This window comes from Streptomyces sp. DSM 116793 (assembly GCF_057320905.1).
Genome location: NZ_CM170494.1, coordinates 4,592,056 through 4,616,564, shown reverse-complemented (window position 1 = coordinate 4,616,564; position 24,509 = coordinate 4,592,056). Strand labels below are relative to the sequence as shown.

The 24,509-nt window shown below is 72.8% G+C and carries 18 protein-coding genes and 1 pseudogene; 6 read left to right on the top strand and 13 right to left on the bottom strand.

The features are described 5' to 3' along the window. Positions 1 to 10: 10 nt before the first annotated feature. Positions 11 to 274 (top strand): cupin domain-containing protein, encoded by a 264-nt coding sequence (locus tag ACSMXW_RS17880; protein WP_485807700.1) that lies wholly within the window; start codon positions 11 to 13, stop codon positions 272 to 274. Here the strand turns inward: ACSMXW_RS17880 and ACSMXW_RS17875 are convergent. Both ACSMXW_RS17875 and ACSMXW_RS17870 read right to left on the bottom strand, forming a co-directional pair. Next, positions 244 to 471, bottom strand: coding sequence for a DUF397 domain-containing protein (locus tag ACSMXW_RS17875; protein ID WP_485807698.1), 228 nt, complete (start codon positions 469 to 471; stop codon positions 244 to 246). The genes ACSMXW_RS17880 and ACSMXW_RS17875 overlap by 31 nt on opposite strands. Further along, the gene (locus tag ACSMXW_RS17870; RefSeq protein ID WP_485807696.1) at positions 471 to 1,355 is read right to left on the bottom strand and encodes a helix-turn-helix domain-containing protein; all 885 of its coding nucleotides are present in this window, start codon (positions 1,353 to 1,355) and stop codon (positions 471 to 473) included. The genes ACSMXW_RS17875 and ACSMXW_RS17870 overlap by 1 nt, the downstream gene beginning before the upstream one ends. Before the next feature lie 233 nt (positions 1,356 to 1,588). Between ACSMXW_RS17870 and ACSMXW_RS17865 the strand changes: the two genes are divergently transcribed. After that, the gene (locus ACSMXW_RS17865; protein WP_485807694.1) at positions 1,589 to 2,185 is read left to right on the top strand and encodes an ATP-binding protein; all 597 of its coding nucleotides are present in this window, start codon (positions 1,589 to 1,591) and stop codon (positions 2,183 to 2,185) included. A gap of 280 nt (positions 2,186 to 2,465) precedes the next feature. Here ACSMXW_RS17865 and ACSMXW_RS17860 read toward each other — a convergent pair whose 3' ends face one another. The 5 genes from ACSMXW_RS17860 to ACSMXW_RS17840 form a co-directional block, all read right to left on the bottom strand. Further along, positions 2,466 to 4,535, bottom strand: coding sequence for an NACHT domain-containing protein (locus tag ACSMXW_RS17860; protein ID WP_485807693.1), 2,070 nt, complete (start codon positions 4,533 to 4,535; stop codon positions 2,466 to 2,468). 249 nt (positions 4,536 to 4,784) lie between these two features. Beyond that, complete coding sequence (locus ACSMXW_RS17855) at positions 4,785 to 6,362, bottom strand: dihydrolipoamide acetyltransferase family protein (protein ID WP_485808121.1); 1,578 nt, start codon at positions 6,360 to 6,362, stop codon at positions 4,785 to 4,787. A 67-nt stretch (positions 6,363 to 6,429) separates the two neighbouring features. Further along, positions 6,430 to 7,410 (bottom strand): alpha-ketoacid dehydrogenase subunit beta, encoded by a 981-nt coding sequence (locus ACSMXW_RS17850; RefSeq protein WP_485807691.1) that lies wholly within the window; start codon positions 7,408 to 7,410, stop codon positions 6,430 to 6,432. A gap of 2 nt (positions 7,411 to 7,412) precedes the next feature. Further along, a complete protein-coding gene (gene pdhA / locus ACSMXW_RS17845; protein ID WP_485807689.1) occupies positions 7,413 to 8,633 on the bottom strand; it encodes a pyruvate dehydrogenase (acetyl-transferring) E1 component subunit alpha in 1,221 nt (406 codons plus the stop codon). Between the two features lie 1,008 nt (positions 8,634 to 9,641). Then, positions 9,642 to 11,201: a protein kinase domain-containing protein gene (locus ACSMXW_RS17840; RefSeq protein WP_485807687.1), complete on the bottom strand. Its 1,560-nt coding sequence runs from the start codon at positions 11,199 to 11,201 to the stop codon at positions 9,642 to 9,644. A gap of 1,036 nt (positions 11,202 to 12,237) precedes the next feature. Here ACSMXW_RS17840 and ACSMXW_RS17835 point away from each other — a divergent pair. Continuing rightward, positions 12,238 to 13,887, top strand: coding sequence for a protein kinase domain-containing protein (locus tag ACSMXW_RS17835; protein ID WP_485807685.1), 1,650 nt, complete (start codon positions 12,238 to 12,240; stop codon positions 13,885 to 13,887). A 288-nt stretch (positions 13,888 to 14,175) separates the two neighbouring features. Here the strand turns inward: ACSMXW_RS17835 and ACSMXW_RS17830 are convergent, their stop codons facing one another. Together ACSMXW_RS17830 and ACSMXW_RS17825 are read right to left on the bottom strand one after the other, a co-directional pair. Continuing rightward, positions 14,176 to 14,721 (bottom strand): bacterial proteasome activator family protein, encoded by a 546-nt coding sequence (locus ACSMXW_RS17830; RefSeq protein WP_485807684.1) that lies wholly within the window; start codon positions 14,719 to 14,721, stop codon positions 14,176 to 14,178. A gap of 399 nt (positions 14,722 to 15,120) precedes the next feature. Continuing rightward, complete coding sequence (locus ACSMXW_RS17825) at positions 15,121 to 15,255, bottom strand: hypothetical protein (RefSeq protein ID WP_485807682.1); 135 nt, start codon at positions 15,253 to 15,255, stop codon at positions 15,121 to 15,123. 966 nt (positions 15,256 to 16,221) lie between these two features. Here ACSMXW_RS17825 and ACSMXW_RS17820 point away from each other — a divergent pair. Continuing rightward, the gene (locus ACSMXW_RS17820; protein WP_485807681.1) at positions 16,222 to 16,497 is read left to right on the top strand and encodes a hypothetical protein; all 276 of its coding nucleotides are present in this window, start codon (positions 16,222 to 16,224) and stop codon (positions 16,495 to 16,497) included. A 185-nt stretch (positions 16,498 to 16,682) separates the two neighbouring features. On the opposite strand, the gene ACSMXW_RS17815 is transcribed toward ACSMXW_RS17820, so the two are convergent. After that, entirely contained in the window at positions 16,683 to 17,660 is a 978-nt protein-coding gene (locus ACSMXW_RS17815) for an NAD(P)H-quinone oxidoreductase (protein WP_485807679.1), read from the bottom strand. Next, a pseudogene (locus tag ACSMXW_RS17810) lies at positions 17,638 to 18,369 on the bottom strand (potassium channel family protein); the annotation flags it as partial. The gene ACSMXW_RS17815 and the pseudogene ACSMXW_RS17810, both read right to left, overlap by 23 nt. Before the next feature lie 667 nt (positions 18,370 to 19,036). Between ACSMXW_RS17810 and ACSMXW_RS17805 the strand changes: the two are divergent. Both ACSMXW_RS17805 and ACSMXW_RS17800 read left to right on the top strand, forming a co-directional pair. Next, on the top strand, positions 19,037 to 19,846 hold the full coding sequence (locus ACSMXW_RS17805; protein ID WP_485808119.1) for an NPP1 family protein: 810 nt from the start codon (positions 19,037 to 19,039) through the stop codon (positions 19,844 to 19,846). 331 nt (positions 19,847 to 20,177) lie between these two features. Beyond that, the gene (locus ACSMXW_RS17800; protein WP_485807678.1) at positions 20,178 to 21,281 is read left to right on the top strand and encodes a potassium channel family protein; all 1,104 of its coding nucleotides are present in this window, start codon (positions 20,178 to 20,180) and stop codon (positions 21,279 to 21,281) included. A 255-nt stretch (positions 21,282 to 21,536) separates the two neighbouring features. Here the strand turns inward: ACSMXW_RS17800 and ACSMXW_RS17795 are convergent, their stop codons facing one another. Then, a complete protein-coding gene (locus ACSMXW_RS17795; RefSeq protein WP_485807676.1) occupies positions 21,537 to 23,363 on the bottom strand; it encodes a molybdopterin molybdotransferase MoeA in 1,827 nt (608 codons plus the stop codon). Beyond that, positions 23,360 to 24,505, bottom strand: coding sequence for an NTP transferase domain-containing protein (locus tag ACSMXW_RS17790; RefSeq protein ID WP_485807675.1), 1,146 nt, complete (start codon positions 24,503 to 24,505; stop codon positions 23,360 to 23,362). Before ACSMXW_RS17790 ends, ACSMXW_RS17795 begins: the two co-directional genes overlap by 4 nt. Between the last annotated feature and the right edge of the window lie 4 nt (positions 24,506 to 24,509).

The following is a 24,509-nucleotide window of genomic DNA, read 5'->3' as shown; positions in this document are numbered from 1 at the left end:
CCGGACGGCGGTGCGCGCCACGCTCGAACCGGGCTGGCAGTGGTCAAGGCACGTCAAACCCCTCATGGGCACGGAGAGCTGCGAGATCCCTCACCTCGGTTACCTCGCCGAGGGCAGGCTGCGGGTCCGCATGAACGACGGCCAGGAGCAGGAGTTCGGCCAGGGCGACTTCCTGAGCATCCCGTCGGGGCACGACGCATGGGTGGTGGGTGACCAGCCCTGCGTCTTCATCGACTGGCACGGCTACACGGAGCAGGCCCAGGCCGGGCGGTAGCCCGGGGCGGGTGTCCGCGCTGTTCCCGTTGCGGCACCCCGCACGAACGCGGCCCACGCCTCCGGCCCCACCCGCAGCACGGCGCCGTCCGGCGCCTTGGAGTCACGGACGGCTATGACACCGCGTATGTTGCGGGCGACTTCTACGCACTCGCCGTTCAAGGCGCTGTAGCTGGACTTGGTGAAGCAGAAGTTCATCACTCACTCATTTCCTTCGCCAGACCTTCGATGTACCGCTCCGAGTCATAGGGTGACAGGCTCACCTGGGCGATTCGTGCGAAGAGCGTTCCGTAATGCGCACTCTCCTCGGCGCCTTCGGCCCACGCAGTGGAGCGCAGGCCGTCCATGTGCACGACGTCCAAGGCGTCATCCTCAGCGAAGGACAGGATGTTGAAGGGCCCTCCGATGCACGGGTGACCACCCGCGCGATAGGGCAGCACCTGAAGCGTCACGTTCGCCCTCCGAGCCACCTTGAGAAGGTGGACCAACTGCCGAGTCATGACCTCGCGCCCGCCGACCAGCTGCCGCAGAGCCGCTTCCCAGACGATGGCGTGCATGTGCAGTGGGTTGTCGCTGTACAGGCGCTCCTGCCGTCTGGCGCGACTGTCCACGATGTGCTCGATCCGGTCGAGCTCGTCCCAGGAGAGGTCGGCGACCGCCAGGGCCCGGACGTACTCCGCCGTTTGGAAAAGTCCCGGAACAAGGGACATCTGCCAGACGCGGAGCCGGAGGGCAACGTCTTCCAACGCGATGTACTCGGCGAGCGAGTCCCGGTGCGACCCGTCCCACCAACCGCGCGCCCGCCGACGCTCCCGATCTGTCCGCGCCAGCGCCAGCAACCGGCGCACGAATTCCTCGTCACGTTGCCCGTACAGATGGCACAACGCGCGGATGTCCGGGTCCCGCATCGGCACGAGCCCCCGCTCCATCTTCGCCACCTTCGACACCGACGCCGTGAGCGCCTCGGCCGCAGCACCCTGGCGCAGGCCGCACGCCTCCCGCATGCGCAGCAGTTCACCTCCCAGTCGCCGCCCGAGGACTGTGGACACCGTCTGCCCTCGATCCGGATTGTTCCCCGCCACGCCGCACTCCTCCCTCGCCACCGTTCACCCGGGGCAGCGAATTTTCTGCCCGACTTCTTGCTGCCCTCGGGATTATATCGCTACGTTGAGTGCCCAACAGCCCACGCAGTGACACCACTCCCCGTAGGGCGGAAGCGCACCGTGCTGCCCGAAACGGGTGCCCGGCAGGCCACCGCACCGTCGGGACGAGGTCACCGCGCCGGGCGCCGCAGACGCGTGCAAGGAGGGGTGGCATGACCACAGTTCACGAGGGAATCGACGAATCCGGCGAGACGGGGAACGACCCGGACCCGGACAACGAGCCCCCGTACATCCCCGTGACCCCGCCACCGGCCGCCGTCACCGGCCCCGTCCTCCGCGAGGACGCGCACAACTACACCCCCACCGCCCACAGCGTCACCCTCGCCCGCCGGCGCGCGGAGCGCCTGGTCACCGAGTGGGGCCACCCCGCACACGCGGAGGCCACCGCGCTCATCGTGAGCGAGCTCGGCACCAACGCCCTCCTGCACGGCTGCGTGCACGACCGCCTCTTCCAGGTCAGGCTCGTCCTCACCGAGGACGTCCTGCGCATCGAGGTGAGCGACCCGCGCGGCGACCGCCCGGTGCGGATCAAGCCGCCGGGCCCGGCGGACACCTTCGGCCGCGGTCTCCTCCTCGTCGACCACCTGGCCGTCCGCTGGGGCACCGCGCCCCGCATCGTCGGAAAGACGGTGTTCGCGGAACTGGCGCTGTCGTCGGGCAGCTCTGCCGCCGGTCCGCACCACAGCCGAGCATCGGAGCGGCCGCCCTGCGGGGCGTCGCGAAAAGGCCGTCCGGACACGCCGGCTTGACGGTCCCCACAACTGGCGGGGCCCGGCGGGCAACCCTTTCGCGCCCCCATGGACTCTCATCGGCATGGAGTCGATATGACAGCGTCGGCGTCGTCGGACGACGCCTTCCGGGAGTTCATGGGCGTCCGGTGGGCCCGACTGCCGAGGGTCGCGTTCCTGGGAGTCCACCTCTCCCACCGACCACGCCCGCCCCGACGCCCTGAACCGCCGTCCGGCCGCCCGCCTCGCCGCCCGGGCCTCGCCGAGCGTGCCCGCGAACCACCGGGCGCCGAAGCCCGGTTCAGCGCCGCCCAGGCTGATGCGCCAGATGCCGTTGCAGGTCGAGGTGGCGGAACTGGTACACCGCCCCCACCTGCCGCAGCACACCCCGGTGCTCGTGGGCGTCCTGGAGGAACGCCATGAGTCTCCACGGGACGCGGCGGCGCAACGCCAGGTAGGCCCTGGCCACCACCAGGACTCCCCACGCCGTGCGTTCGAGACCCACCGCGAGCCCGGCCGTGGGACCGACGGTGAGTCCGACCATCAGTCCGGCCACGAGTGAGCCGCCGGGGAGCGCGACCGTCAGTCCGGCCGCCAGTCCGATCGCGCTGCCGAGTGAGAGACCGACCGCGAGGAAGGTGCGGCGGTCCTGGACGAGCAGCGTGACCGGTCCGACCACCGTGGTCAGGTCGGGTACCTCCGCGGTGAGGCCCCCCGTGAGCCACACGGTGAGTCCGACCGCCAGGCCGACCGTCAGCCCGGCCACCGACCCCGACGCGAACCCGGCCCCGAACCCGAGCGTGAGCCCGACCGCCAGCCCCAGCGCGAGCCCTCGTGTGAGCGAGCCGGACGACCAGCGCAGCCGCCCGCTCGGGGTGCTCGGGTGCATGTTCCTGCCGGCGATCCCGACCGCCGCCCCGCCCACGATCGCGGCCGCGAGCCCGAGCCAGGGCCCGAACCTGAGCCCGAGCCCGAGCCCGAGTGAGAGCCCGGACAGGGAACCGACCACCAGGGTGTGGGTGTGTGCGGGGATCGCGTGGCGGAGTTCCCACCAGGCAAGGTCGGGGCTGCCGCCGCAGTGGGCCTGAAGATGCCGGGCGAGGAAGACGAGGGTGCGGTGGGCCCGCGGTGCCGACCAGCGGGGCGGATTGAGGGTGCCCGAGGTGTAGGCGGCCGGAGTGAAGGCGTTGAACAGGTGGGTGTCGAGGGCGGCCCGGGTGGGGAACGCCGCGGTGTCGGCCAGTTCGTCCGGCTCGGGGACGAGGCCGGAGGCGGCACGGGCGCCCGGGCGGGGGTTGTAGATGGTGCGGGCCAGGAACAGGCCCAGCGGAGTACTCAGCGCCTGCCCGACGGAGGCAGCGGTGCCCAGGTGGGCGATCACGGTGTTCCACCGGTCGGCGGTGGGGGTGCCCGGGCCGCCCGCGTCGCGGCGCAGGTAGGCGGCCGCCTGGTCGGCGGTGAGCGGCAGCAGGTGGATACCGGCGGCGCCGTTCAGCCGCACCATGGTGCCGGGTCGGGTGAGGGCGGCACGGTAGGCGGCGGCACGACTGGCCACCACCAGGGGTTGTTTCGCCGGCACGCCCCGATTGAGGGCGTCGACGGCCAGGGCGTGCAGGGCAGGGGGCAGTTCGTCGAAACCGTCGAGGAGCGGCAGGATGCGCCGGGCGTCCAGCAGGGCCTGGGCCAGGTCGGCCTGGCCCGCACCGGGCACGGCCACCGGGGCCGGGGCACGCAGGCCGGGGTGGCTCCGCCGGAGCTGCTCCGCCAGCCAGCCGTCCAGGGGCCGGCGGGCGGGGTCCCAGGACGCCAGGGAGAACAGCACCGGCACCATGTCGCCGCCCCGCCGCCGTTCGATCAGGTCCTGCAGGAGCCGGATGAGCAGCATGGTCTTGCCGGTGCCGGGCTCGCCCAGCACCACCAGGCGGCGGGTGGGCACCCGCTGGGCGAACACCTCGCCGATCTGCGCGTCCACGCCTGCCAGTCCCGCGGCGTCCGCGGGCCACCGGGTCGGATCCCCCGGCGGCCCGCCGGGCCAGGCGGATGCCACCTCGGTCAGCAGGGGCCAGGGCTCGATCAGGTCCGGATCGGCGGCACGCCAGGCGACCGGCAGGGGGTAGGGGTCGTTCACCCGGCGGATCGCGGCCTCATGGTCCCACTGCTTCTTCACCACCTGCGCCAGCTGGTCGGCGACCGTCTCCAGGCCCACCGCGGCGGCCTCGGCCTGGTCGCGCTGGAACGACTTCCAGGCCAGGTAGGCCGGTGCCAGGGTGGGCAGCCCCGTGGCCGCCGTCGCGACCATCCCCAACTCGAAGTACCAGGCCAGCGCCAGCGCTCCGGCGATCCCCAGCACCAGCAACAGCAGATACCGCACGCCCACATGCTTCGGCCCCCGGCCGCGCCCCCCACCCCTCACGGAGAGTCATTGTGTGGCGTCCCGTCCCGCCTGAACACGGACGGGTCTCATCTACACCCTGATGAGTGAAGATCGTTTTTGACGAAGACCTCTTCCTCGGAAGTCCGGCACACAAAAAAGAGCCCTGGGCCCCGGCAAAAAGCCAGGAACGCCAGAGCACCCACCCGGTCGGCCGACGGGGGCGGCGCCCCGTCGGCCGGCCGGGTCCTAGGCCCAGGAAATCAACCGCTTGGGCTCCTCCAACAACGCCCCCACGTCCGCCAGCACCCGAGACCCCAGCTCCCCGTCCACCAGCCGGTGATCGAAGGACAACGCAAGCGTCGTCACCTGGCGGGGCTTGACCTTCCCCTTGTGCACCCACGGCTGAAGCTTGATCGCCCCCACCGCGAGGATCGCCGACTCCCCGGGGTTGAGGATCGGCGTCCCGCTGTCGACGCCGAACACCCCGACATTGGTGATCGTCACCGTCCCGCCCTGCATGGCGCCCGGTGACGTACGGCCCTCCCGGGCCGTGCTCACCAGCTCGGCCAGCGCCTGCGCCAGCTCGGGCAGCGTCTTGGCGTGCGCGTCCTTGATGTTGGGAACGATGAGGCCGCGTGGCGTCGCCGCCGCGATGCCCAGGTTCACATAGTGCTTCTGGACGATCTCCTGCCGTTCCTCGTCCCAGGAGGCGTTGACGCCGGGATTCCGCTTGATCGCGACGAGCAGCGCCTTCGCGACCATCAGCAGCGGATTGATCCGCAGGCCCTCCAGACCGTACGTCGAGGCGTCCCGCTTCAGCTCGTCGATGAGCTTCATCGTCCGGGTGACGTCCACCGTCACCCACTCCGTCACATGCGGAGCGGTGAACGCCGAGCCGACCATCGCCTGCGCGGTGGCCTTCCGCACCCCCTTGACGGGGATCCGTGTCTCGCGCACCCCGGCAGCGGCGAAGCCGGGGGCCGTGGCGGCCTCACCGGCACCGACCGGCGCACCGGCGACCGCACCGGCCGGCGCGGCGGGAGCCTTGGGCGTGGGCTCCTCGGGCGCCGGAGCCGTCGGCGCCGCGGCCGCGTGCACGTCCTCCCGGGTGATGATCCCGTCCGGCCCGGACGGGACGACCTGCGCGAGGTCCACACCGAGATCCTTGGCCAGCTTCCGCACCGGCGGCTTGGCCAGCGGCCGTGCCGCACCGGAAACCGCACCGGCCGCGGGCACCGCACCCGCCGCTGGCGCCGTCCCCGAGGGCGCACCCGTGGCCACCGCACCCGCAGGGCCCGCCTCCGGCGGAACCGTCCCCGCCGTGGACGCCGGACCCGCCGTGCCCGCCGGCCCCGCGGGGCCCCCGCGCCCGTTCAGCTCGGCCTGGACCGCCTCGGCCGCGACCCCCACGTCGCCGCCCGCCGCACTCTTGCGGGGCCGCCGCTTCGACGACGACTGCGCGACCCCGTACCCCACGAGCACGGCCTGCCGCTCCTCGCCGTCCTCGGCACGCCCGGGGGCGGCGGGAGCCCCGGAACCGCCGGGCTCGCCGCCTGCCGCGGCGCCCCCACCGGGCGCGCCGGTGTCGTCGGGCGCGGCACCGCCGGAGACGTCCACGGCGATGATCACCTGGCCGACGTCCACCGTGGTGCCCTCCGGGTAGCGGAGGTCCCGCACCACGCCGTCGTACGGAATGGGCAGCTCCACGGCCGCCTTGGCGGTCTCGACCTCGCAGACCACCTGGCCGTCGGTGACCGCGTCCCCGGGCTGGACGTACCACTTCAGGATCTCGGCCTCGGTCAGCCCCTCGCCCACGTCGGGCATCCGGAACTCGCGTACCGCGCCGCTCGCGTTGCTCGTGTTACTCGTGCTAGTCACCGTTCCGCGCTCCTCAGTACGCCAGCGCGCGGTCGACGGCGTCGAGCACGCGGTCCAGGCCCGGCAGGTACTCCTCCTCCAGGCGCGCGGGCGGGTACGGGGCGTGGTAGCCGCCGACCCGGAGCACGGGCGCCTCCAGGTGGTAGAAGCAGCGCTCGGTGATGCGCGCGGCGATCTCCGCGCCGGTGCCGAGGAACACGGGCGCCTCGTGCACGACCACGAGCCGGCCGGTCTTCTCCACGGACCGCTGGACGGTGTCGAAGTCGATCGGCGACATGGAGCGCAGGTCGATCACCTCCAGGGAGGTGCCCTCCTCCTCGGCGGCGGCCGCGGCCTCCAGGCAGACCTTCACCATCGGGCCGTAGGCGGCGAGGGTGAGCTGGGTGCCCTCACGGACCAGGCGGGCGGCGTGCAGCGGGCCGGGGATGGCCTCCGTGTCGACCTCGCCCTTGTCCCAGTAGCGCCGCTTGGGCTCGAAGAAGATCACCGGGTCGTCGCTCTGGATGGCCTGCTGCATCATCCAGTAGGCGTCGGAAGCGGTGGACGGCGAGACCACCTTCAGGCCCGCGACATGCGCGAACAGGGCCTCCGGAGACTCGGAGTGGTGCTCGACGGCGCCGATGCCGCCGCCGTAGGGGATCCGGACGACGACGGGGAGCTTGACCTTGCCCAGGGCGCGCGCGTGCATCTTCGCGAGCTGGGTGACGATCTGGTCGTAGCCCGGGTAGACGAAGCCGTCGAACTGGATCTCGACGACCGGGCGGTACCCGCGCAGGGCGAGGCCGATGGCGGTGCCGATGATGCCGGACTCGGCGAGCGGGGTGTCGATCACCCGGTCCTCGCCGAAGTCCTTCTGCAGGCCGTCCGTCACGCGGAAGACGCCACCGAGCTTGCCCACGTCCTCGCCCATCAGGAGGACCTTGGGGTCGGTCTCCAGCGCCCTGCGCAGCGACTCGTTGAGGGCACGCGCGAGCGGAAGCTTCTGTACCGCCATGGTCACCGGCTCCCCTCGGTGTCGGATGCGTCGGCGAACGACGCCTGGTAGGCGGCGAACTGCGCGCGCTCCTCGTCCACGAGCGCATGGCCGTCCGCGTACACGTGCTCGAACATCGCGAGGTGATCCGGGTCGGGCATGGACCGCACCACCTCGCGCACTCGCCTGCCCAACGCTTCGCTCTCCTCTTCGAGTTCCGCGAAGAATCCCTCATCAGTGTGGTGTTCGGACTCCAGATGGCTGCGGAGGCGCCCGATCGGGTCCTTCGCCTGCCACGACTCGTACTCCTCGGCGTCGCGGTAGCGGGTGGGGTCGTCGTTGGTGGTGTGCGCGCCCATGCGGTAGGTGAAGGCCTCGATGAGCGTCGGGCCCTCACCGCGCCGGGCCCGCTCCAGCGCCCACCTGGTCACCGCGAGGCAGGCGAGCACGTCGTTGCCGTCGACGCGTACGCCGGGGAAGCCGTAGCCCTGGGCGCGCTGGTACAGCGGCACCCGGGTCTGGCGATCGGTGGGCTCGGAGATGGCCCACTGGTTGTTCTGGCAGAAGAACACCACGGGGGCGTTGTAGACGGCGGCGAAGGTGAACGCCTCGGCGACGTCCCCCTGGCTGGAGGCGCCGTCGCCGAAGTAGGCGATCACGGCGGAGTCGGCGCCGTCCTTGGCGACGCCCATCGCGTAGCCGGTGGCGTGCAGCGCCTGGGAGCCGATGACGATCGTGTAGAGGTGGAAGTTGTTGGTGGTGGGGTCCCAGCCGCCGTGGTTCACGCCGCGGAACATGCCCAGCAGGTTGGTCGGGTCGACGCCGCGGCACCAGGCGACGCCGTGCTCGCGGTAGGTCGGGAAGACGTAGTCGTCCTCGCGGGTGGCGCGTCCCGAGCCGATCTGCGCCGCCTCCTGGCCCAGCAGCGACGCCCACAGGCCCAGTTCGCCCTGCCGCTGGAGGACGGTCGCCTCCGCGTCGAAGCGGCGGGTCAGCACCATGTCCCGGTAGTAGCCGCGCAGGTCCTCGACGGTGACGTCGGCGATGTACTCGGCGAGTTCCTCGGGTGTGGGGGCGCCCGCGGTACGGGAAGTCCGCGTGCCGCGTGCGCTCTTCGAGGGGGCGACCCGCCTGCCCTCGGGCGTCAGCAGCTGGATGAGATCGGGGTCGGGCGTGCCGCCCGGCGGCTTCTTCGCCCCTGTGCGCTTGCGCGGCTTGCGCGCGGCAGTGCTCTCCACGGTCACGTGTGCTCCTCCGTCGGTCCGGCCCCCGGGGTCGCCGGGAACTGGGAACCCTCCCGTCCTGGTGGACGGAAGGGAGCGGCTCGCCCGGACCCGGCCCCCGCACGGGGTGGGTGCGACTCGGCCGGGAACAGGCGTGACAGGTGCTCCGGCGAGTGCCCTGCAAGAGGCACGTTACCCAGAGCTTCGCATATCTGCGAAACCCCATCTGACCTGGGATTTTGCTTGGATTTCCAAGTAAAAACCGAGATTCGGACAACGTTGCTGGTCAGGACCTCGGAAGGTCCACGTCTCAGCGTTGCAGGCCACCGGAACACCGGCACGTTATCCCGCCGACCGGAGCAGCGGAAGAGATCGTGAGCGGGCGTCGTACCGGCACCGCCCCCGCGTCGGTAGCCGCCCACGGGGCCATGTGCGTATCCGGCGGGCGCGAGCGGCCTGGTGGGCGTGTACGGGTCCCGTGGACGCGCGTGTACGGGGCTTGGGACGGGGTACCTGACCGCTCGCGAGAAGCCACGAGGGCGCTCGCGAGAGGCCACGGGGGCCGGTCACGGAGACGGGCGCACGCGCGCGTGGGGGCGCGCTTGCGGTGCCGTCCCGAGAGACCGGGGGCCCGGGGCCGGGTGCGTGGGGGCACCGGGGCTCCGGGCCCGGAAAGAGCCGTTCGGATGGGCCTGCTGCCGCGTCGGCGGCTACCGCGTCGGCGGCTACCGCGTCGCCGGCTGCGGCGTCGCCAGGCGCCGCGTCGCCGGGCGCCCGTGGCGGGTCGGTGCGCGTACCGCGCACGACGGATCCCGTGTGCACCGCCGGTCAGCGGGCCGGCGGATGCCCAGCGCAGGGAGGCGGGCGGCGGGCCGGCGGGCCGGTGGGTGGAGGGCGGAGGGCCGGACAGCCGTCCGCGGTTCAGAGGCCGTTAGGGGTTCGGTGGCCGCCGCGGTTCCGTACCGCCGCGGTTCCATGGCCGTCGGCGATTCAGCGGCCGCGACGCGTGGCCGCCCCGATCCGTGGCCGTCAGCCCCCCGTTGTGGTGCCGGGGTCGCCCGTGGAACCGCCGTCGGTGCCCTCGGTCGGTCCTGTCGGCTCGTCGGAGGGCTCGGTGCTGGGCGGGGTCGGCTTGTCCGTGGGCTTCTGGGGCGGCGGGGGCTTCTGGCGGGTCTGCGAGGGGTTGCCGGACGGGGCGGATTCGGTGGGCGTCGGGTTGGACTGGCCGCCGTCCGTGGGAGGCGACGACGGCGTGAAGCCGGTGCCGGCGTCCGAACTGGTGCCGGGGTCCGTGGCGCCGTCCGTGCTCTGGTCGTCCGAGGACTGGCTGGGCTGCTGGTCGTCGGTGCTGTGCGTGCTGGACGGCGAGTGGTGCGTGGACGGCGACTCGGTGCCGCCGCCGGCCTGCTTGAGCGCCACCGCGACACCCACGGCGATCACCAGCACCGCGAGCACCACGAGCAGCCACGCCTTGCCGTGCCGTCGGCGCCCGCCGCCGTGGCCGCCGTCGCCGGGGCCCGGGTACACCACCGGGACCTGGGTGGTGCCGTGCTCGCCGGGGTGCGGCAGCGCGGCCGTGCCCGCGAGGCCCATGGCCGGGGTGTTGCCGCGCTCGTGCACATCGACGGGGCCGGTGTTCCAGGTGCCGTTGTGGCTGCCGTGGTCGTAGAGCATCTGGAGCGCGTACTGGACGAGGCCGCGCATCTCCTCGGCGGTCTGGAACCGGTCGTCCGGCTCCTTCGCCAGCGACCGCATCACCAGGCCGTCCAGCTCGGGCGGCACGTCCCCGGAGACCTGGGACGGCGGCACCGGCGGGTCCTGGACGTGCTGGTAGACCACGGAGAGCGGGGTCTCTCCGGTGAACGGCGGGCGCAGCGCCAGCAGTTCGTAGAGCAGGCAGCCCGTCGCGTACAGGTCGGAGCGGTGGTCGACGGTCTTGCCGAGCGCCTGCTCGGGCGAGAGGTACTGGGGCGTGCCCATGACCATGCCGGTCTGGGTCATGGTCTGCTGCGCGCCGTGCAGGGCACGGGCGATGCCGAAGTCCATCACCTTGACCGCGCCGGTGTTGGTGATGATCACGTTCGCCGGCTTGATGTCGCGGTGCACGATGCCGTGCTGGTGCGAGTACGCCAGCGCCTCCAGCACCCCGGAGACGATGATCAGCGCCTGCTCGGCGCCGGGCGCCTCGGCGTTGAGCAGCAGGTCGCGGATGGTGCGGCCCTCGACCAGCTCCATGACGATGTACGGGACGGTGTTCCCGCCGACGACGTCCTCGCCGGAGTCGTAGACCGCGACCACCGCATGGTGGTTGAGGCCGGCCACCGACTGGGCCTCGCGCGTGAAGCGGGCCTTGGAGATCGGGTCCTCGGCGAGGTCGGCGCGGAGCAGCTTGACGGCCACGGTGCGGCCGAGCCGTACGTCTTCGGCGGCGAACACCTCGGCCATGCCGCCCCGGCCGAGTCTGCGGGTCAGCCGGTAGCGGCCATCCCCGACAAGCCCGCCGTTCCCCCACATTTCCGGCGCATCTGACATTCCACCGCCAGTCGCCTCGGGGTCGGACGGGCCCTGGGCGCGTTGCGTCTGTGCCATCTGTCCTCGCCGTCGTTTCTGCCCGCGTCGTGCGGTGTTGCTCCCGCGACCGCGCGGTGGTTGTTACGGTCCTCCGGGGTCTCCCACGGGCCACGCTACAGCCTTCCCGCACCCCGCCGTCCCGGGATGGCCGACCGGACGACCGGCCCCGGAGCCGACCGGCCATCGAACCGCTTGCCGCCGCGCACCGCAAATCCGCCCCGCACCAGCGCGGAAGCCTGCGGGGTCGACGGCCGGGGGGAGCCGCGATCGGGCGCGGGGCCGGAAAGCGCCGTTTGCAAAGCCGTAAGGAATGCAAAGAAAACAGCAGGAACCCGAAGGAAAGGGAACCATTTCCACCCCTTTCCCGCCACGCACGCCAACCCCCGCACCAACCCCCGGGAGACGCTGAACCCCACGGCCGACCACCCGACGACGCAACAGCAAGGTGCCACCCTCCCAAGGGGCGCGGGGAACTGCGCAGAACAACCACCAGTGGCCGCCCGCGACGAAACAGACAAGAGACCACCCCGCAAGGGGCGCGGGGAACTGCGCAAAACGCCCTCCGACAGCCAGCCGGCCACGAAAGAGCAGCAGACCACCACGCGAGGCCGATCCAGGGGGCGGGGAACTGCGCAGAACAACCACCGGCGGCCGCCCGGCGACGAAAGAGCAGCGGACCACCACGAGGCGCCGCGCGAGGGGGCGCGGGGAACTGCGCGAAACCGGGGCCGGGCCCACCCGGAGCAGACCTGGAGCGAACCCGGAGCGAACCCGGAACCAGATCCGGAGCGAACCCGGAGCGAACCGGGGCGGGCGCCCCCGCCGCGCGCCGTCCGCAGAAGGCGCACGCCGGGCGCCCCGAAGACCGGCCCCCGGGCCCGCCGGGAACCCCGCACGTACTGACCCTGTAACGCTTGCCGACCGTAGGGTCACGGAACGGGCACCGAACTTGACGTGTCAGTGCCCTCGGGCAGACTTGGCCGGGAATAAGGCACGATCACGAGCCGCGGGAGCACCCGAGCAGCTACCGCCGCGCCGATGGGGGACGCAGAACATGAGCCAGGACGGCGCACAGGGCCGGGGCGCACGGGGCCGGTACGCGGGGCGTTCCGTGGCCGGAGGCCGCTACCAGCTTCGTGACCTGCTCGGCGAGGGCGGCATGGCCTCCGTCCACCTGGCGTACGACGCGGTGCTCGACCGCCAGGTCGCCATCAAGACACTGCACACGGAGCTCGGCCGGGAGCAGGCGTTCCGGGAGCGGTTCCGTCGCGAGGCCCAGGCCGTGGCGAAGCTCACGCACACCAACATCGTCTCGGTCTTCGACACCGGCGAGGACGAGTTGGAGGGCATCGGCGCCACGCCCTACATCGTCATGGAGTACATCGAGGGCCGCCCGCTCGGCTCGGTACTCGACCAGGACATCCGGCAGTACGGCGCGATGCCCGCCGACAAGGCCCTGAAGATCACCGCGGACGTCCTCGCGGCCCTGGAGATCAGCCACGAGAAGGGCCTCGTGCACCGCGACATCAAGCCGGGCAACGTGATGATGACCAAACGCAACGTCGTGAAGGTCATGGACTTCGGCATCGCACGCGCCATGCAGTCCGGCGTCACCTCGATGACCCAGACCGGCATGGTCGTCGGCACGCCTCAGTACCTCTCGCCCGAGCAGGCCCTCGGCCGCGGCGTCGACGCCCGCTCCGACCTGTACTCGGTCGGCATCATGCTCTTCCAGCTGGTCACCGGCCGGCTCCCGTTCGACGCCGACTCCCCGCTGGCGATCGCGTACGCGCACGTCCAGGAGGAGCCGGTCGCGCCCTCCTCGATCAACCGCTCGCTGCCCCCCGCGGTGGACGCCCTGGTCGCCCGCGCCCTGCGGAAGAACCCCAACGAACGCTTCCCCAGCGCCGAGGCGATGCGCGACGAGTGCCTGCGCGTCGCGCAGTCGTTGCAGCCCGCGCCCCCGAGCATCGTGCCGGGCACGCCGTCGGCGAGCGGCCAGGGCGTGGGCTCCGCGGTCTTCCCGCCCGTCGACCAGAGCACCCCGGCGCCCACCGGCCCGGTCCAGACCCCGTACCAGCCCGGTCCGTACGGCACCCCCGCCCCGGCCCCCGCCGCCGGGTACGGCTACCCGCAGCAGGGCGGCTACCAGGCGCCCGTGCCGTCCACACAGGGCCCTGGGGCGTACGGCGGCCAGACCCCGCCGCCGTACCCGATGTCGCCCCAGCCGACCACCGCCACGTCCGGTCCGTCCGACGGCGGCGGCCGCAAGGGCAGCATGCCGCTGATCGTCGGCTCGATCGTCGTGGCGCTGCTCGCCGTCGGCGGCCTGATCACGGCCCTGACGCTGAACAACGGCGACGGTGGCGAGGCCGGCGGCCAGGCGGACAAGTCCCCGTCGGCCGTGCCCGGCCACCGCGGTCCGGACCTGACCAAGACCATCGACACCACCAAGTGCACCGATCCGCAGGAGTCGTACAACGACCCCAAGAAGGTCCAGATGCCCGATTTCCAGTTCAGGAACTGGAAATCGGTCCAGGCCTGCCTCCAGGCGGCCGGCTGGCACTACGAGACCACCATGGTCGACGAGAACGTCTACGGCCAGGACTCGGTCATGAAGCAGTTCCCGGCGGCCGGCACGGACGTCGACCCGAAGAACCCGGGGAAGATCCAGCTCGACATATCCACCGGGAACCCTGCGTGAGGGTGTGACCGCGGGGCGGGTGCGGCCACGTGGCCGCGCGGCGCGGGACGGTGCGGCGCGAGGCCGTGCGGCGCGGGACGGTGCGGCGCGAGGCCGTGCGGCGCGGGACGGTGCGGCGCGGGACGGGTGTGACCGTCGGGACGGGTCTGCGCGGACGGGTGCGGCGCGGGGTGGCGCACCGGTAACGCATCGGCGGTTCGGTGAGCGACAGCCGCAGCCCCGTCTGTCGTGGGGCTGCGGCTGCGGACGTCCGTGCGGTGGGCTTCGGTGCGCCCCGGTGGGCTGCCGCTACAGGTACGGGCCGCCCGAGCGGCCGCCGGTGCGGTCGTCGCCGCCCTCGTCGGAAGCGGGGACGACGCCGGGAGGCAGCGCACGGCGCATCTGCTCCAGCTGGGCCCGCGCGGCCATCTGCTGGGCGAACAGCGTCGTCTGGATCCCGTGGAAGAGGCCCTCGAGCCAGCCGACCAACTGGGCCTGTGCAATGCGCAGTTCGGCGTCGGTGGGCGTGGCCTCCTCGGTGAACGGCAGGGACAGGCGCTCCAGCTCCTCCACCAGCTCCGGCGCCAGACCGTCCTCGAGCTCCTTCACGGAACTGGAGTGGATCTCCTTGAGGCGCTGCCTGCTCGCTTCGTCAAGGGGCGCGGCACGCACCTCCTCGAGGAGCTGCTTGATCATGCTGCCGATCCGCATGACCTTGGCGGGCTGCTCCACCTGATCCGTTACCGAGACCTCGCGGGAGTCCTCGTTGTCTCCGCCGCCGAGTGCCATGCCGTCCTGGCCCACCACCAGAACCTTGGGGCTCTCCTGCGACCTTTCGTTCCTCGGCTTCTCCATGCGTCCATTGTCTCCCATACCCCCACCCACCGGGGCCGCAGCCCCTCCCCGGCCTCTCTGCACACACCATCTACTTGCCCAGGTCATGGCCCTTGTCGTGGAGCCTGTCGTGACGCCTGCCTGTCGTGGCGCCTGTCGTGGGCCCTGCGACGGGCCGGGGCGGGTCCCTGCCGTCCGGCCTGGGTGCGGGCTGCACGGGGGCGGAGGGGCGCAGTCATGCGCGGGAACGGGGGATCATGCGCCTCTGGCGCCCCTTATTGCTTCCTCACTCCGCTTCGGGACCTCGGGAGGGTGCTGCTCCCGGCGGCGTGCCTCGGAGCCATCCCGCTCGCTGTGCCGAGCCGTGCCGTCAGGTCGTCCCGGAGCCGCGCTCCTCGCGGACCGGCGCTTCCGGGCGCCTCACCCGCGGCGCAGGTGGAGGCCCAGGAAGCCGATGCCCAGGCCGATCAGCAGGAGGCCGGCGCCGAACGAGAGCACTCCGGACGTCGCCCCCTTCACCCGCACCCGGTCCGTGCCCGTGCCGGCCGCGTCCACGTCGCCGCGGGTCCTCTCGGTGGCCGAGCTGTCGCCGTCCGTCCGGTCCCCGTCCCGCGAGGAGGAGTCCTCATCTCCATGGTTCCGTCCGGACTCCCGCCCGGACGTCCGGGACGCGGACGGCTCCGCGGGTGCCGTCCGTTCTGCCTGCCGCCTGGGCTCGGGGTGCTCTCGCCCCCGCTCTCCGGCCGGGCCGGGGGGCCTCGCCGGGCGGTGGTCGGTGTCCCGGCCGTCCGGGCCCGCCCGGTCCCGGTCCCAGGGCCGGTGGCGGTCCCAGGGCCGGTGGCGGTCGCCGCTGCCGGGGTGGCGGTCGTTCCTGTCGTCCCGGTCATGGTGCCGGTCATTCCGGTTCCGGTCGTGGGGCGGGGCTCCGCTCCGGTCGTGAGGGTGCTCCGGACGCCAGTGACGCCATTGGTGCTGCCCACCCTCGTTCCGTTCCCCGTGTCCGCCCCCGTCGCCCTTCTCGCCGGGGCCACCGGCACCCCCGGTTCGTGGTCCGGGGCGCCGTTGGGGTGCGTCGCCGGGCACGCCGTCGTACCGGGCGGCCGGCGTGTCGATTCCGGTGCGTTCCCGCCCTCCGGGGCGTGCCGTGCCGGTACCCCCCGTACCCACGTTCCGCTCTCCCGTGGGGCGCGCCCACCGGAGGGCCGCCGGGTCGTCGCCGCGGCCCTCCGCTCTCACGGGTCCCGGTTCTCCCAGAGAGCCCGGTCCTCCCAGTGATGCCGGTTCTCCCACGTGTACCGCACCGCGGGCGGCCGACCCGATCGCCCGCGCCGCGCCGGCCGCCACGTCCAGGCCGATGCCGTACTCGACGCCGCCCTCGTCCGCAACCGCGGCGCCGTACACCGGGCCCCCCTGCCAGACCAGTGCCCCGAGCGCCAGAGTCGTGACGGCCGCGCGGAGCGCCGCCCGGCACGGCCCGCGAAGGCCTCCGACGTAACCGCCACGGGGGTCACCGTGGTCACCGTGGTCACCGTGGTCACCGTGGTCACCGGCATCGTCGGGCTCGCTGGCGTCGGACTCCCCAAGGTCACCGGCATCAGCGAGGTCACCCGGACCACCGGCATCAGCCGCGTCAGCGGGCGCACTGCCACCGCCAGTTCCACCGCCCGCATGGGACGCCCGGTCACCACGGCCTGCACCGCGCTTACGGAACCTGCTGAACCGCGGAGCCACTGGGGTGACCCCCTCCCGGGCGGAGCCGTCAAGACGTACGCCATTAAGCGTTGCATAACGGCATAAGCCCGGCATCTTGTCCGCCCGGAGGCCGGGCGACCCGGCGACCCGGCGACCCGGCGACCCGGCGACCCGGCGACCCGGCGACCCGGCGACCCGGCGACCCGGCGACCCGGCGACCCGGCGACCCGGCGACCCGGCGACCCGGCGACCCGGCGACCCGGTAGGCGCGTGGGCTGCGCCCGGCGCGCCTACCGCACCAGCACCACCTTCCCCACGTGCCCGCTCTCCTCCACCACCCGGTGTGCGGCCGCCGCCTCGCTCATCGGCATCGTGCGGTCGATGACGGGCCGGACCTGGCCGCTCCCGATCAGCGGCCAGACGTGCTCCCGTACCGCCGCGACGATCGCCGCCTTCTCGGACACCGGGCGTCCGCGCAGGGAGGTCGCGGTGACGGCGGCGCGCTTGGTGAGCAGGGCACCCAGGTTCAGTTCGCCCTTGTTGCCGCCTTGCAGGCCGATGACGGCCAGCCGGCCGTTGACCGCGAGCGCCTTCACGTTCCGTTCCAGGTACTTGGCGCCCATGATGTCGAGGATCACATCGGCGCCCGCCCCGTCGGTCGCCTCGCGCACCGAGGCGACGAAGTCCTGCTCGCGGTAGTTGATGAGCACATCGGCGCCCAGCTCCGCGCAGCGCTGCAGCTTCTCCTCGCTGCCCGCCGTGACGGCCACCTTGGCGCCGACCGCCTTCGCCAGCTGGATCGCCATGGTGCCGACACCGCTGGAGCCGCCGTGCACCAGCAGGCTCTCGCCCGGACGCAGGTGGGCGACCATGAAGACGTTCGACCAGACCGTGCAGGTCACCTCGGGCAGCGCCGCCGCCTGGACGAGGTCCGTGCCCTCGGGCACGGGGAGCAGCTGCCCGACGGGCACGACGACCTTCTCCGCGTAGCCGCCGCCCGCGAGCAGCGCGCACACCTCGTCCCCGACCGCCCAGCCGGAGACGCCGGGACCGAGCTCGGCGATCCGGCCCGCGCATTCGAGTCCGGGGTACGGCGACGCGCCCGGCGGGGGGTCGTAGTGGCCCTGTCGCTGGAGGATGTCGGCGCGGTTGACGGCGCTGGCCGCCACCTCCACCAGGACCTCGCCCTCACCGGGCACCGGGTCGGGGACCTCCGCCCACAGCAGCGCGTCGGGCCCTCCGGGTTCAGGAATCGTGATCGCATGCATGGGGTGGACGGTACTCTCCGGGGCCACGGCGGGCGGTGTGCCCGGGGCCTGTCCCGTGTGGCCGCCCACCGGAGGCGGGCGCGGCGCGGACGATGGTGATCAGGCGGTCGGTGAGCTGCAGCGGGCCGACGGCGGGGTCGTCGTACCCCAGCACCCGGTGCCCGCGTACCACGCTCACCACCAGGTCCTCGGACTCCCGCACGTCACGTCCCACCTCGGCCTTGATCACGGGCCGCTCGACGAGGTCGAGCCCGCTGCCCTGCTGGATGAGGTCCTCCATGACCATCCCGGCGCTGGGGCTGAGCACCGAGAGGCCGAGCAGGCGCCCGGCCGCGCCCGCGCTGACGATAACGGCGTCGGCGCCGGACTGCCGGAGCAGCGGCGCGTTCTCCTCCTCGCGCACCGCGGCCACGATCTTCGCCCCGGCGTTGAGCTGGCGGGCCGTCAGGGTGACCAGCACGGCGGTGTCGTCGCGCTGGGTGGCGATGATGATCTGCCGCGCCCGCTGCGCCTCGGCGCGCAGCAGGACGTCGGTGCGGGTGGCGTCGCCGACGATGCCGGCGTACCCGGCGGCCATGGCCGCCTCGACGGCCTTGCCGCTGGGGTCGACGACCACCACCTGACGCTCCCGGGGGCCCGTGGCGCACAGGGTCTGGATCGCCGAGCGGCCCTTCGTACCGAAGCCGATGACGACGGTGTGGTCACGCACGGGACCTCCAGCACTGCGACGGGGCGGCCTCGGTGCGGCGAGTGCGGCCCCGGGACAGGGACGACAGGAACGACGGGGACGACGGGGACGACGGGGACGACGGGGACGACGGGGACGACGGGGACGACGGGGACGACGGGGACGACGGGGACTCAAGTCTTGCGGGAGCGTGCCCGCTCGGCGGCCCCGGAAATCCCGGGGGACACGTCCGTTCCGCGCGACGGTGCGCGGGGGCTTCCCGACGGGTCCCGTCGAGGGTCGGGCGGGAGTCTCGCGGGAGCCATATGGGCGTCCCGCGGGAGCATGTGGGCGTCCCGCGGGAGCGCCGCGGTCGCCGAACGCCACGAATACCAACCCCTTCACCGGCGTTCAGATATTTTTGCAGCAATGTTTGATTACCCTGGTTTTTCTATCTTGGCAGATCTCACCGTATATCCGGAATGCCTTTTCCCGCACCGTTTCCCACCAGCACAATTGCTTGCATCAGGCCCTCGCCACCGCTAATTTGATGCCGCATCACCGGAAATCCCGCGTCGGAGACCCATGCCTCCAGGATCCCCGGCACGGCAGGAGATTCCGCCGCACAGAAACCACTGAACCGGCGCGAGGAATTCACGCGGTATCCGCGCGCCATATGTGTTGCCGAGGAGCTGGTGTGCGCAGCCTGATGTCATCGACGACGAATCCCGGGAAATCGGTGGACCGCCCCAGGCGCCGGGGCAGACTCCGGCGGTCGGCGCTCACGAGCGCCCTCGGCGCCGTGGTCCTGGTGGTGGCCCTGCCTGCCACCGCGAACGCGGACGTCCTCCAGCCCCTGCCCCAGAACGCCGACGGACTGGAGCAGTCGTTCTCGCCCGCGTACGACTACGACGGCGACGGCTGCTACGCCACCGCCGCGATCGGCGCGGACGGCACCATCAACCCCGGCCTGAAACTGGGCGGGGACGTGAACGGGCACTGCCACGACATGGCCCAACTGGACGCCGCCAACACCTACTCACGCGAGAAGTGCAACAACGACTGGTGCGCGGTCGTCTACGCCAGCTACTTTGAGAAGGACCAGGCCACCCTGGGCCCCGCGGCCATCGGGCACACCCACGACTGGGAGCACGTCGTGGTGTGGATCAACAACAACCAGGTGCAGTACGTCTCGGTGTCCCAGCACTCCGGCTACCAGGTCGCGCCGAGTTCCTCGGTGCGTTTCGACGGTACCCACCCGAAGATCGTTTATCACAAGGACGGCATCTCCACGCACGACTTCCGGTTCGCCAACGACAACGACGAGCCCCCGGAGAACGCCACCGGCGGCTGGTTCTACCCCCGCCTCGTGGGATGGAACGGCTACCCCGCCGGGCTGCGCGACAAGCTCATGAGCGCCGATTTCGGCGAGGCCACCATCAAAATCACCGACAGCACCTTCAACTCCGCCCTGGCCAACTCCAAGCCGGACGGAATCCCGTTCGACCCGAACGCCTGACCCTGGCCGGACCACCGGGCCGGACCGCCGGGCCGCCCCGAATGCCCGGTATCGCATATAGAAGCCCTCCGCGGAATCACGGAGGGCTTCTGCGCGTCACCCGAAGGCTCCGGCCGGTCACCTCTGAGGGCCTCTGCCCAACACCGATGGCTGCTGCCCGTAACCCCGAAGGCTGCTGCCGGTCGCCCTGAGCGCTTCTGCCGGTCAAGCCCGGAATGCTCCTACCCGTCAGCCCGGAATGCTTCTGCCGTTCACGATCTTCCCCGCCCGAACTTCTTCCGCGACCATGGTCCGTGCTGACGGACTCGATCACGGGCGCGGGGAGCGAGCGATGAAGGACGGCGACCGGCCATCGGCCAGGGCAGGCAGGCTGTCGATCGTGCGGTCCCTGTGGTATCGGTCGCGATCGGAGGCCCACGACGCCGAGGCCGGACGGTCCATCACCATGCCGGTGGAGGGCACCGCGCCCCTCCAGCAGGTGCTGCGCCGGCTGGCGATGGCGCTGGCCCTCCTGGCCGTCACCACCTGCCTCGTCTGGGTCGACCGGGCGGGCTACAACGACAACTCCGACGGCAGCGTGGACCTGCTGGACGCGGCGTACTACTCGACCGTCACCCTCTCCACCACCGGCTACGGCGACATCACCCCCGTCAGCGATGCCGCCCGGCTCATCAACATCTTCGTCATCACCCCGCTGCGCGTGCTGTTCCTGATCATCCTGGTCGGCACCACGCTGGAGGTGCTCACCGAGCGCACCCGCCAGCAGGTGCGCGTGCACCGCTGGCGCTCCCGGATGCGCGACCACGTCGTCGTGGTGGGCTATGGGACCAAGGGTCGGCACGCCGTGGAGACGCTGGTCGGCCAAGGGGTCTCCAGGGAACGGATCGTGGTCGTGGACGCCCAGCGCAAGGCGGTGGACGCCGCGAGCAACGACGGCCTGGTCGCGGTCCTCGGGGACGCCAGCCGCACCGACACCCTCCGCAAGGCCGAACTGCCCGGCGCCGCCCAGGTGATCATCGCCCCGCAGCGCGACGACACCGCCACGCTGGTCACCCTCACGGCCCGGCAGCTCAACAGGCGCGCCACCATCGTCGCCGCGGTCCGCGAGGACGAGAACGTGCCGCTGCTCAAGCAGAGCGGCGCCACCACCGTCATCACCAGCTCCAGCTCCGCGGGGCGCCTGCTGGGCGTCTCCATGGCCAGCTCCCACGCGGCCAGCACCCTGGAGTCCCTGATGACCAGGGGCAGCAGGCTGGAACTGGTGGAACGCCCGGTGGCCCAGGACGAGATCGGCCGGTCCCCGCGCGGCTGCTCCGACCTCGTCGTGGCCGTCGTACGCCGCAAGCGGGTGCTCGACTACACCGATCCGGAGGCGGCGACGCTCCAGGTCGCGGATCGGGTGATCGCCATCAGGAGATCCACCTTCCGCGCGTGACCGGGCCACACCTGACCGGTCCGCACCTGACCGGTCCCCGCACCTGCCGGGCTGCCGCTGCCCATCTGTAGCTGCCTGGCTACGGCTACCGGGCTACGGCTACCGGGCTGTAGCTGTCGGGCTGTAGCTGTCGGCCTACGGCTGGCTGACGGTGGGAGTGTCAGTGCTTGACAAGCGACGGGACCGTTTCACGTGAAACACCCGGCACGCCCACAGTCCCTCGAACGTCGGCCCAGCTCCCCGTTGAGCACCCGGTCAGCCTTCCCAAGCCCCACCTCCGCCACGTGCCCACGGCAGATCCAGGATGTCGAGCTCGTCACCCGCCTCCGCGCCACCCGGCGGGACCACTGCCAGCGCGTCGGCCGCCGCCACCCCCCGGAGCATCGCGGGCCCATTGAAATGCAACGGCAGGGCATCGACGCCCCTGAGGGCGACGGGCACCAGCCGAGTGTCCCGCGGATGCCCCTGGACCGCGTCGCGGACCACGGCCCTGTGCCCCTGAGAACGGGCGGCGGCCGCCTGCGACCCACGCTCGGGATGGCCCCGGCCCCGGTACGACGCGGTGGCGGGCGGGGAGGTGGGGGACGAGGAGGCGGGCGACGACCAGTGGACGGGCCTCTCGGCGCCGGAACCGTCGAGGCCGCCGGGGTTGCCAGGGCTACCGGGGTTGCCGGAGCCGCCGAGATCACCGAGGCCGCGGAGCGCGCAGATCAGGGGCTCGGCGAGGGTGAGCAGGCCGGAGACCGCGGCGAGCGGGTTGCCGGGGAGGCCGACGAGGTGCTGGTGCTCCCCGGTGCGGGCCAGCAGCATCGGGTGGCCGGGGCGCACGGCGACCCCGTCCACGAGGAGTTCGGCACCGATCCGCCGCAGCGTCGGATGCACGTGGTCGACCGGGCCGGCGGCCGTGCCACCCGTGGTGACCAGCAGGTCGGCCCCGGATCCGGTGATGGCCCGGTAGAGCGCCCGAGCATCGTCGCCGAGCCTGTGGACGGCGGTGACCTCGACGCCGAGGGCCCGCAGCCAGTGCGGCAGCATGGGGCCGAGCGCATCCCGGATCAGCCCATCGTGCGGCAGGCCCTCGGTCAGCAGCTCATCGCCCAGGATGAGCACCTCGGCGCGCGGCCGGGGCACGGTCGGCACCTCGTCGTACCCCGCCGCCGCGGCAAGGCCCAGCACGGCCGGGGTGATCACGACGCCGGCGGGCAGCAGCCGGTCGCCCTTGCGGCACTCCTGGCCCCGGGGCCGGATGTCCTGACCGTGCACCACCTCGTGAGTGGCGTGCAGCCGGCCGTGGTGGTCGGTGCGGCCATGCTCGCTGCGGATGACGGCGGTGGCGTCGTGCGGGATGCGGGCGCCGGTGGCGATCCGGACGGCGTTGCCGTCGCCAAGGAGCTCAGGACCCTCGTGGCCGGCCAGGATGCCGGGGGCGGTCCGGGCGGTGGAGAGGCCGCCGCGGGACGAGGCGCCACGGCCGTCCTCCCCCTGGACGAGCCAGGGGCCGGGACCCGCCACGGCCCAGCCGTCCATGGCGGAACTGTCGAACGACGGCAGGTCGGTGAGCGCGATCAACGGCGCAGCCGTCACCAGCCCCAGCGCCGCGTCCAGGGGCGTCCATCGGGCCCCGGCACCGGCACCGGCTGGGGCTTCGGATCCGGCTGCGGCCTGCGGGTCCTGGGCGGGACGCCCGGGCCGTGCGCGCTGCGCGGGGTGCCCTGGCTGTGCCGGCTGTGGGGGCAGGCCGGATCGGCGGGGACGGCCGGTGTCGCCCTGGCCCCCGGCGCGGGCCGCGTGTTGGGCTCGGCCTGCCCGTGCCGCGATGGCCCGGGCCTCGGGCCAGGGGGTGGCGGCGTGGTGGTGCGGGTGGGTGTGGGAGGACGGCCGGTGCGCCTGGGGGCCGGCCTGATGGCCTCCGGAGCCGGACGGACGGCCCGCGGCAGCCGGGGGCTCCGCAGCGGCCGGGTGCCCCGGGGCGGGGTGGCCGGGCGTGGGCGGGGGGTCCGCGGCGGTCCGGCCACCGGGTGCCGGGTGCACGGGGGCGGCCGGGCGTCCCTGGGCGTCCCGGCGTGCGGGGCGGCCGGTCATCCCGCGTCCGGTTTGCCGGGCCGGTCCTCGGCCTCCCAGCGGGCGGCGAGCGCCGCCGCCTTGCGGGCCGCCTCGGCCACGGCCTCGCGTCCGCCGCCGTTCAGCGCCGCGGCGTACCCGACGAGGAAGGACGTCAGCGGTGCCGCCGGCCTGGCCACGCCGTGCGCCACATCGCGTGTGAGGTCGAGCAGGACGCCGGTGTCGACGTCGAGATCGAGGCCCAGCTCATCCTTGACTGCGGTCATCCATTCATCCAGCACGTGCCCATGCTCCCTGATCCGTGATCGCGCCGTGGCAATGTCATCCCAGGTGTCGCAGTCGAACGACGCGACCGGGTCGGACATGCGTGTGAGGGACAGCTCCGCGGTGAGCAGCCGCAGCGGCAGGCCCGTCAGGCCACCGTGCTCGGCCGCGAGCAGCGCGATCTCACGCTGCAACGGCTCACTCAGATAGGCCCCGACCAGGGGTTGCTCACGCCCCTCATCGTCCACGAGCACCACGCCCTCGGGGCGGCCCGCGGCAGTCGTGGCAGCGCCGGCCGCGGGGGTGCCGACTGTGGCGGCACCGGCAGTGGGGGTGCCGCTTCGGCCCGCGTCGACCCCGCTGCCCCGGCCGGAACCGGGGCCCTCGCCCGTACCATGGCCCCCGCCCGTACCAGGGCCTCCGTCGGCACCGGACTCGGCACCGGCCCCTGCGCCGGTGCCGTCGAGTGCCGTCAGCAGGCGCCGTACCGTCTGCTCGCCGAGGAACGGCAGGTCGGCGGAGAGTACGACGACGCGGTCGGCCGTCGTCCTGCGGAGACCGGCGTGCAGCGCCGCGAGGGGACCACCGCCCCGAGGCTCCTCCAGAGCCCACTCCACCGGCCGCGAGGTGGGCCTGCGACCGCCGACGACGACGGTGGTACCCGCGGCCGCGCAGGCGGCCAGCACCCGGTCGAGCAACGACCGGCCACCCACGCTCACCCCCGGCTTGTCGGCCCCGCCGAGCCGCCGGGCGGCACCGCCCGCCAGGACGACGGCGTCGAAGACGGGCCAGGGCGCGCCCGCACCGGCCTGCCCGTGGGCGGGGCCGGTCCCGGGGGCGCCGTCCCCGTCGGCTGCGGAGCCCGGCTCATCCGCGGGCTCGGGCGCATACGCGGTCATCCCC

Bases quoted from the DNA above. Each gene is read 5' to 3' on its own strand.
- ACSMXW_RS17875 (WP_485807698.1), bottom strand. From the start codon at position 471: ATGAACTTCTGCTTCACCAAGTCCAGCTACAGCGCCTTGAACGGCGAG.
- ACSMXW_RS17865 (WP_485807694.1), top strand. From the start codon at position 1,589: ATGACCACAGTTCACGAGGGAATCGACGAATCCGGCGAGACGGGGAAC.
- ACSMXW_RS17855 (WP_485808121.1), bottom strand. From the start codon at position 6,362: ATGCCCGACGTGGGCGAGGGGCTGACCGAGGCCGAGATCCTGAAGTGG.
- ACSMXW_RS17850 (WP_485807691.1), bottom strand. From the start codon at position 7,410: ATGGCGGTACAGAAGCTTCCGCTCGCGCGTGCCCTCAACGAGTCGCTG.
- ACSMXW_RS17840 (WP_485807687.1), bottom strand. From the start codon at position 11,201: ATGGCACAGACGCAACGCGCCCAGGGCCCGTCCGACCCCGAGGCGACT.
- ACSMXW_RS17835 (WP_485807685.1), top strand. From the start codon at position 12,238: ATGAGCCAGGACGGCGCACAGGGCCGGGGCGCACGGGGCCGGTACGCG.
- ACSMXW_RS17830 (WP_485807684.1), bottom strand. From the start codon at position 14,721: ATGGAGAAGCCGAGGAACGAAAGGTCGCAGGAGAGCCCCAAGGTTCTG.
- ACSMXW_RS17815 (WP_485807679.1), bottom strand. From the start codon at position 17,660: ATGCATGCGATCACGATTCCTGAACCCGGAGGGCCCGACGCGCTGCTG.
- ACSMXW_RS17805 (WP_485808119.1), top strand. From the start codon at position 19,037: ATGTCATCGACGACGAATCCCGGGAAATCGGTGGACCGCCCCAGGCGC.
- ACSMXW_RS17800 (WP_485807678.1), top strand. From the start codon at position 20,178: ATGAAGGACGGCGACCGGCCATCGGCCAGGGCAGGCAGGCTGTCGATC.
- ACSMXW_RS17795 (WP_485807676.1), bottom strand. From the start codon at position 23,363: ATGACCGGCCGCCCCGCACGCCGGGACGCCCAGGGACGCCCGGCCGCC.
- ACSMXW_RS17790 (WP_485807675.1), bottom strand. From the start codon at position 24,505: ATGACCGCGTATGCGCCCGAGCCCGCGGATGAGCCGGGCTCCGCAGCC.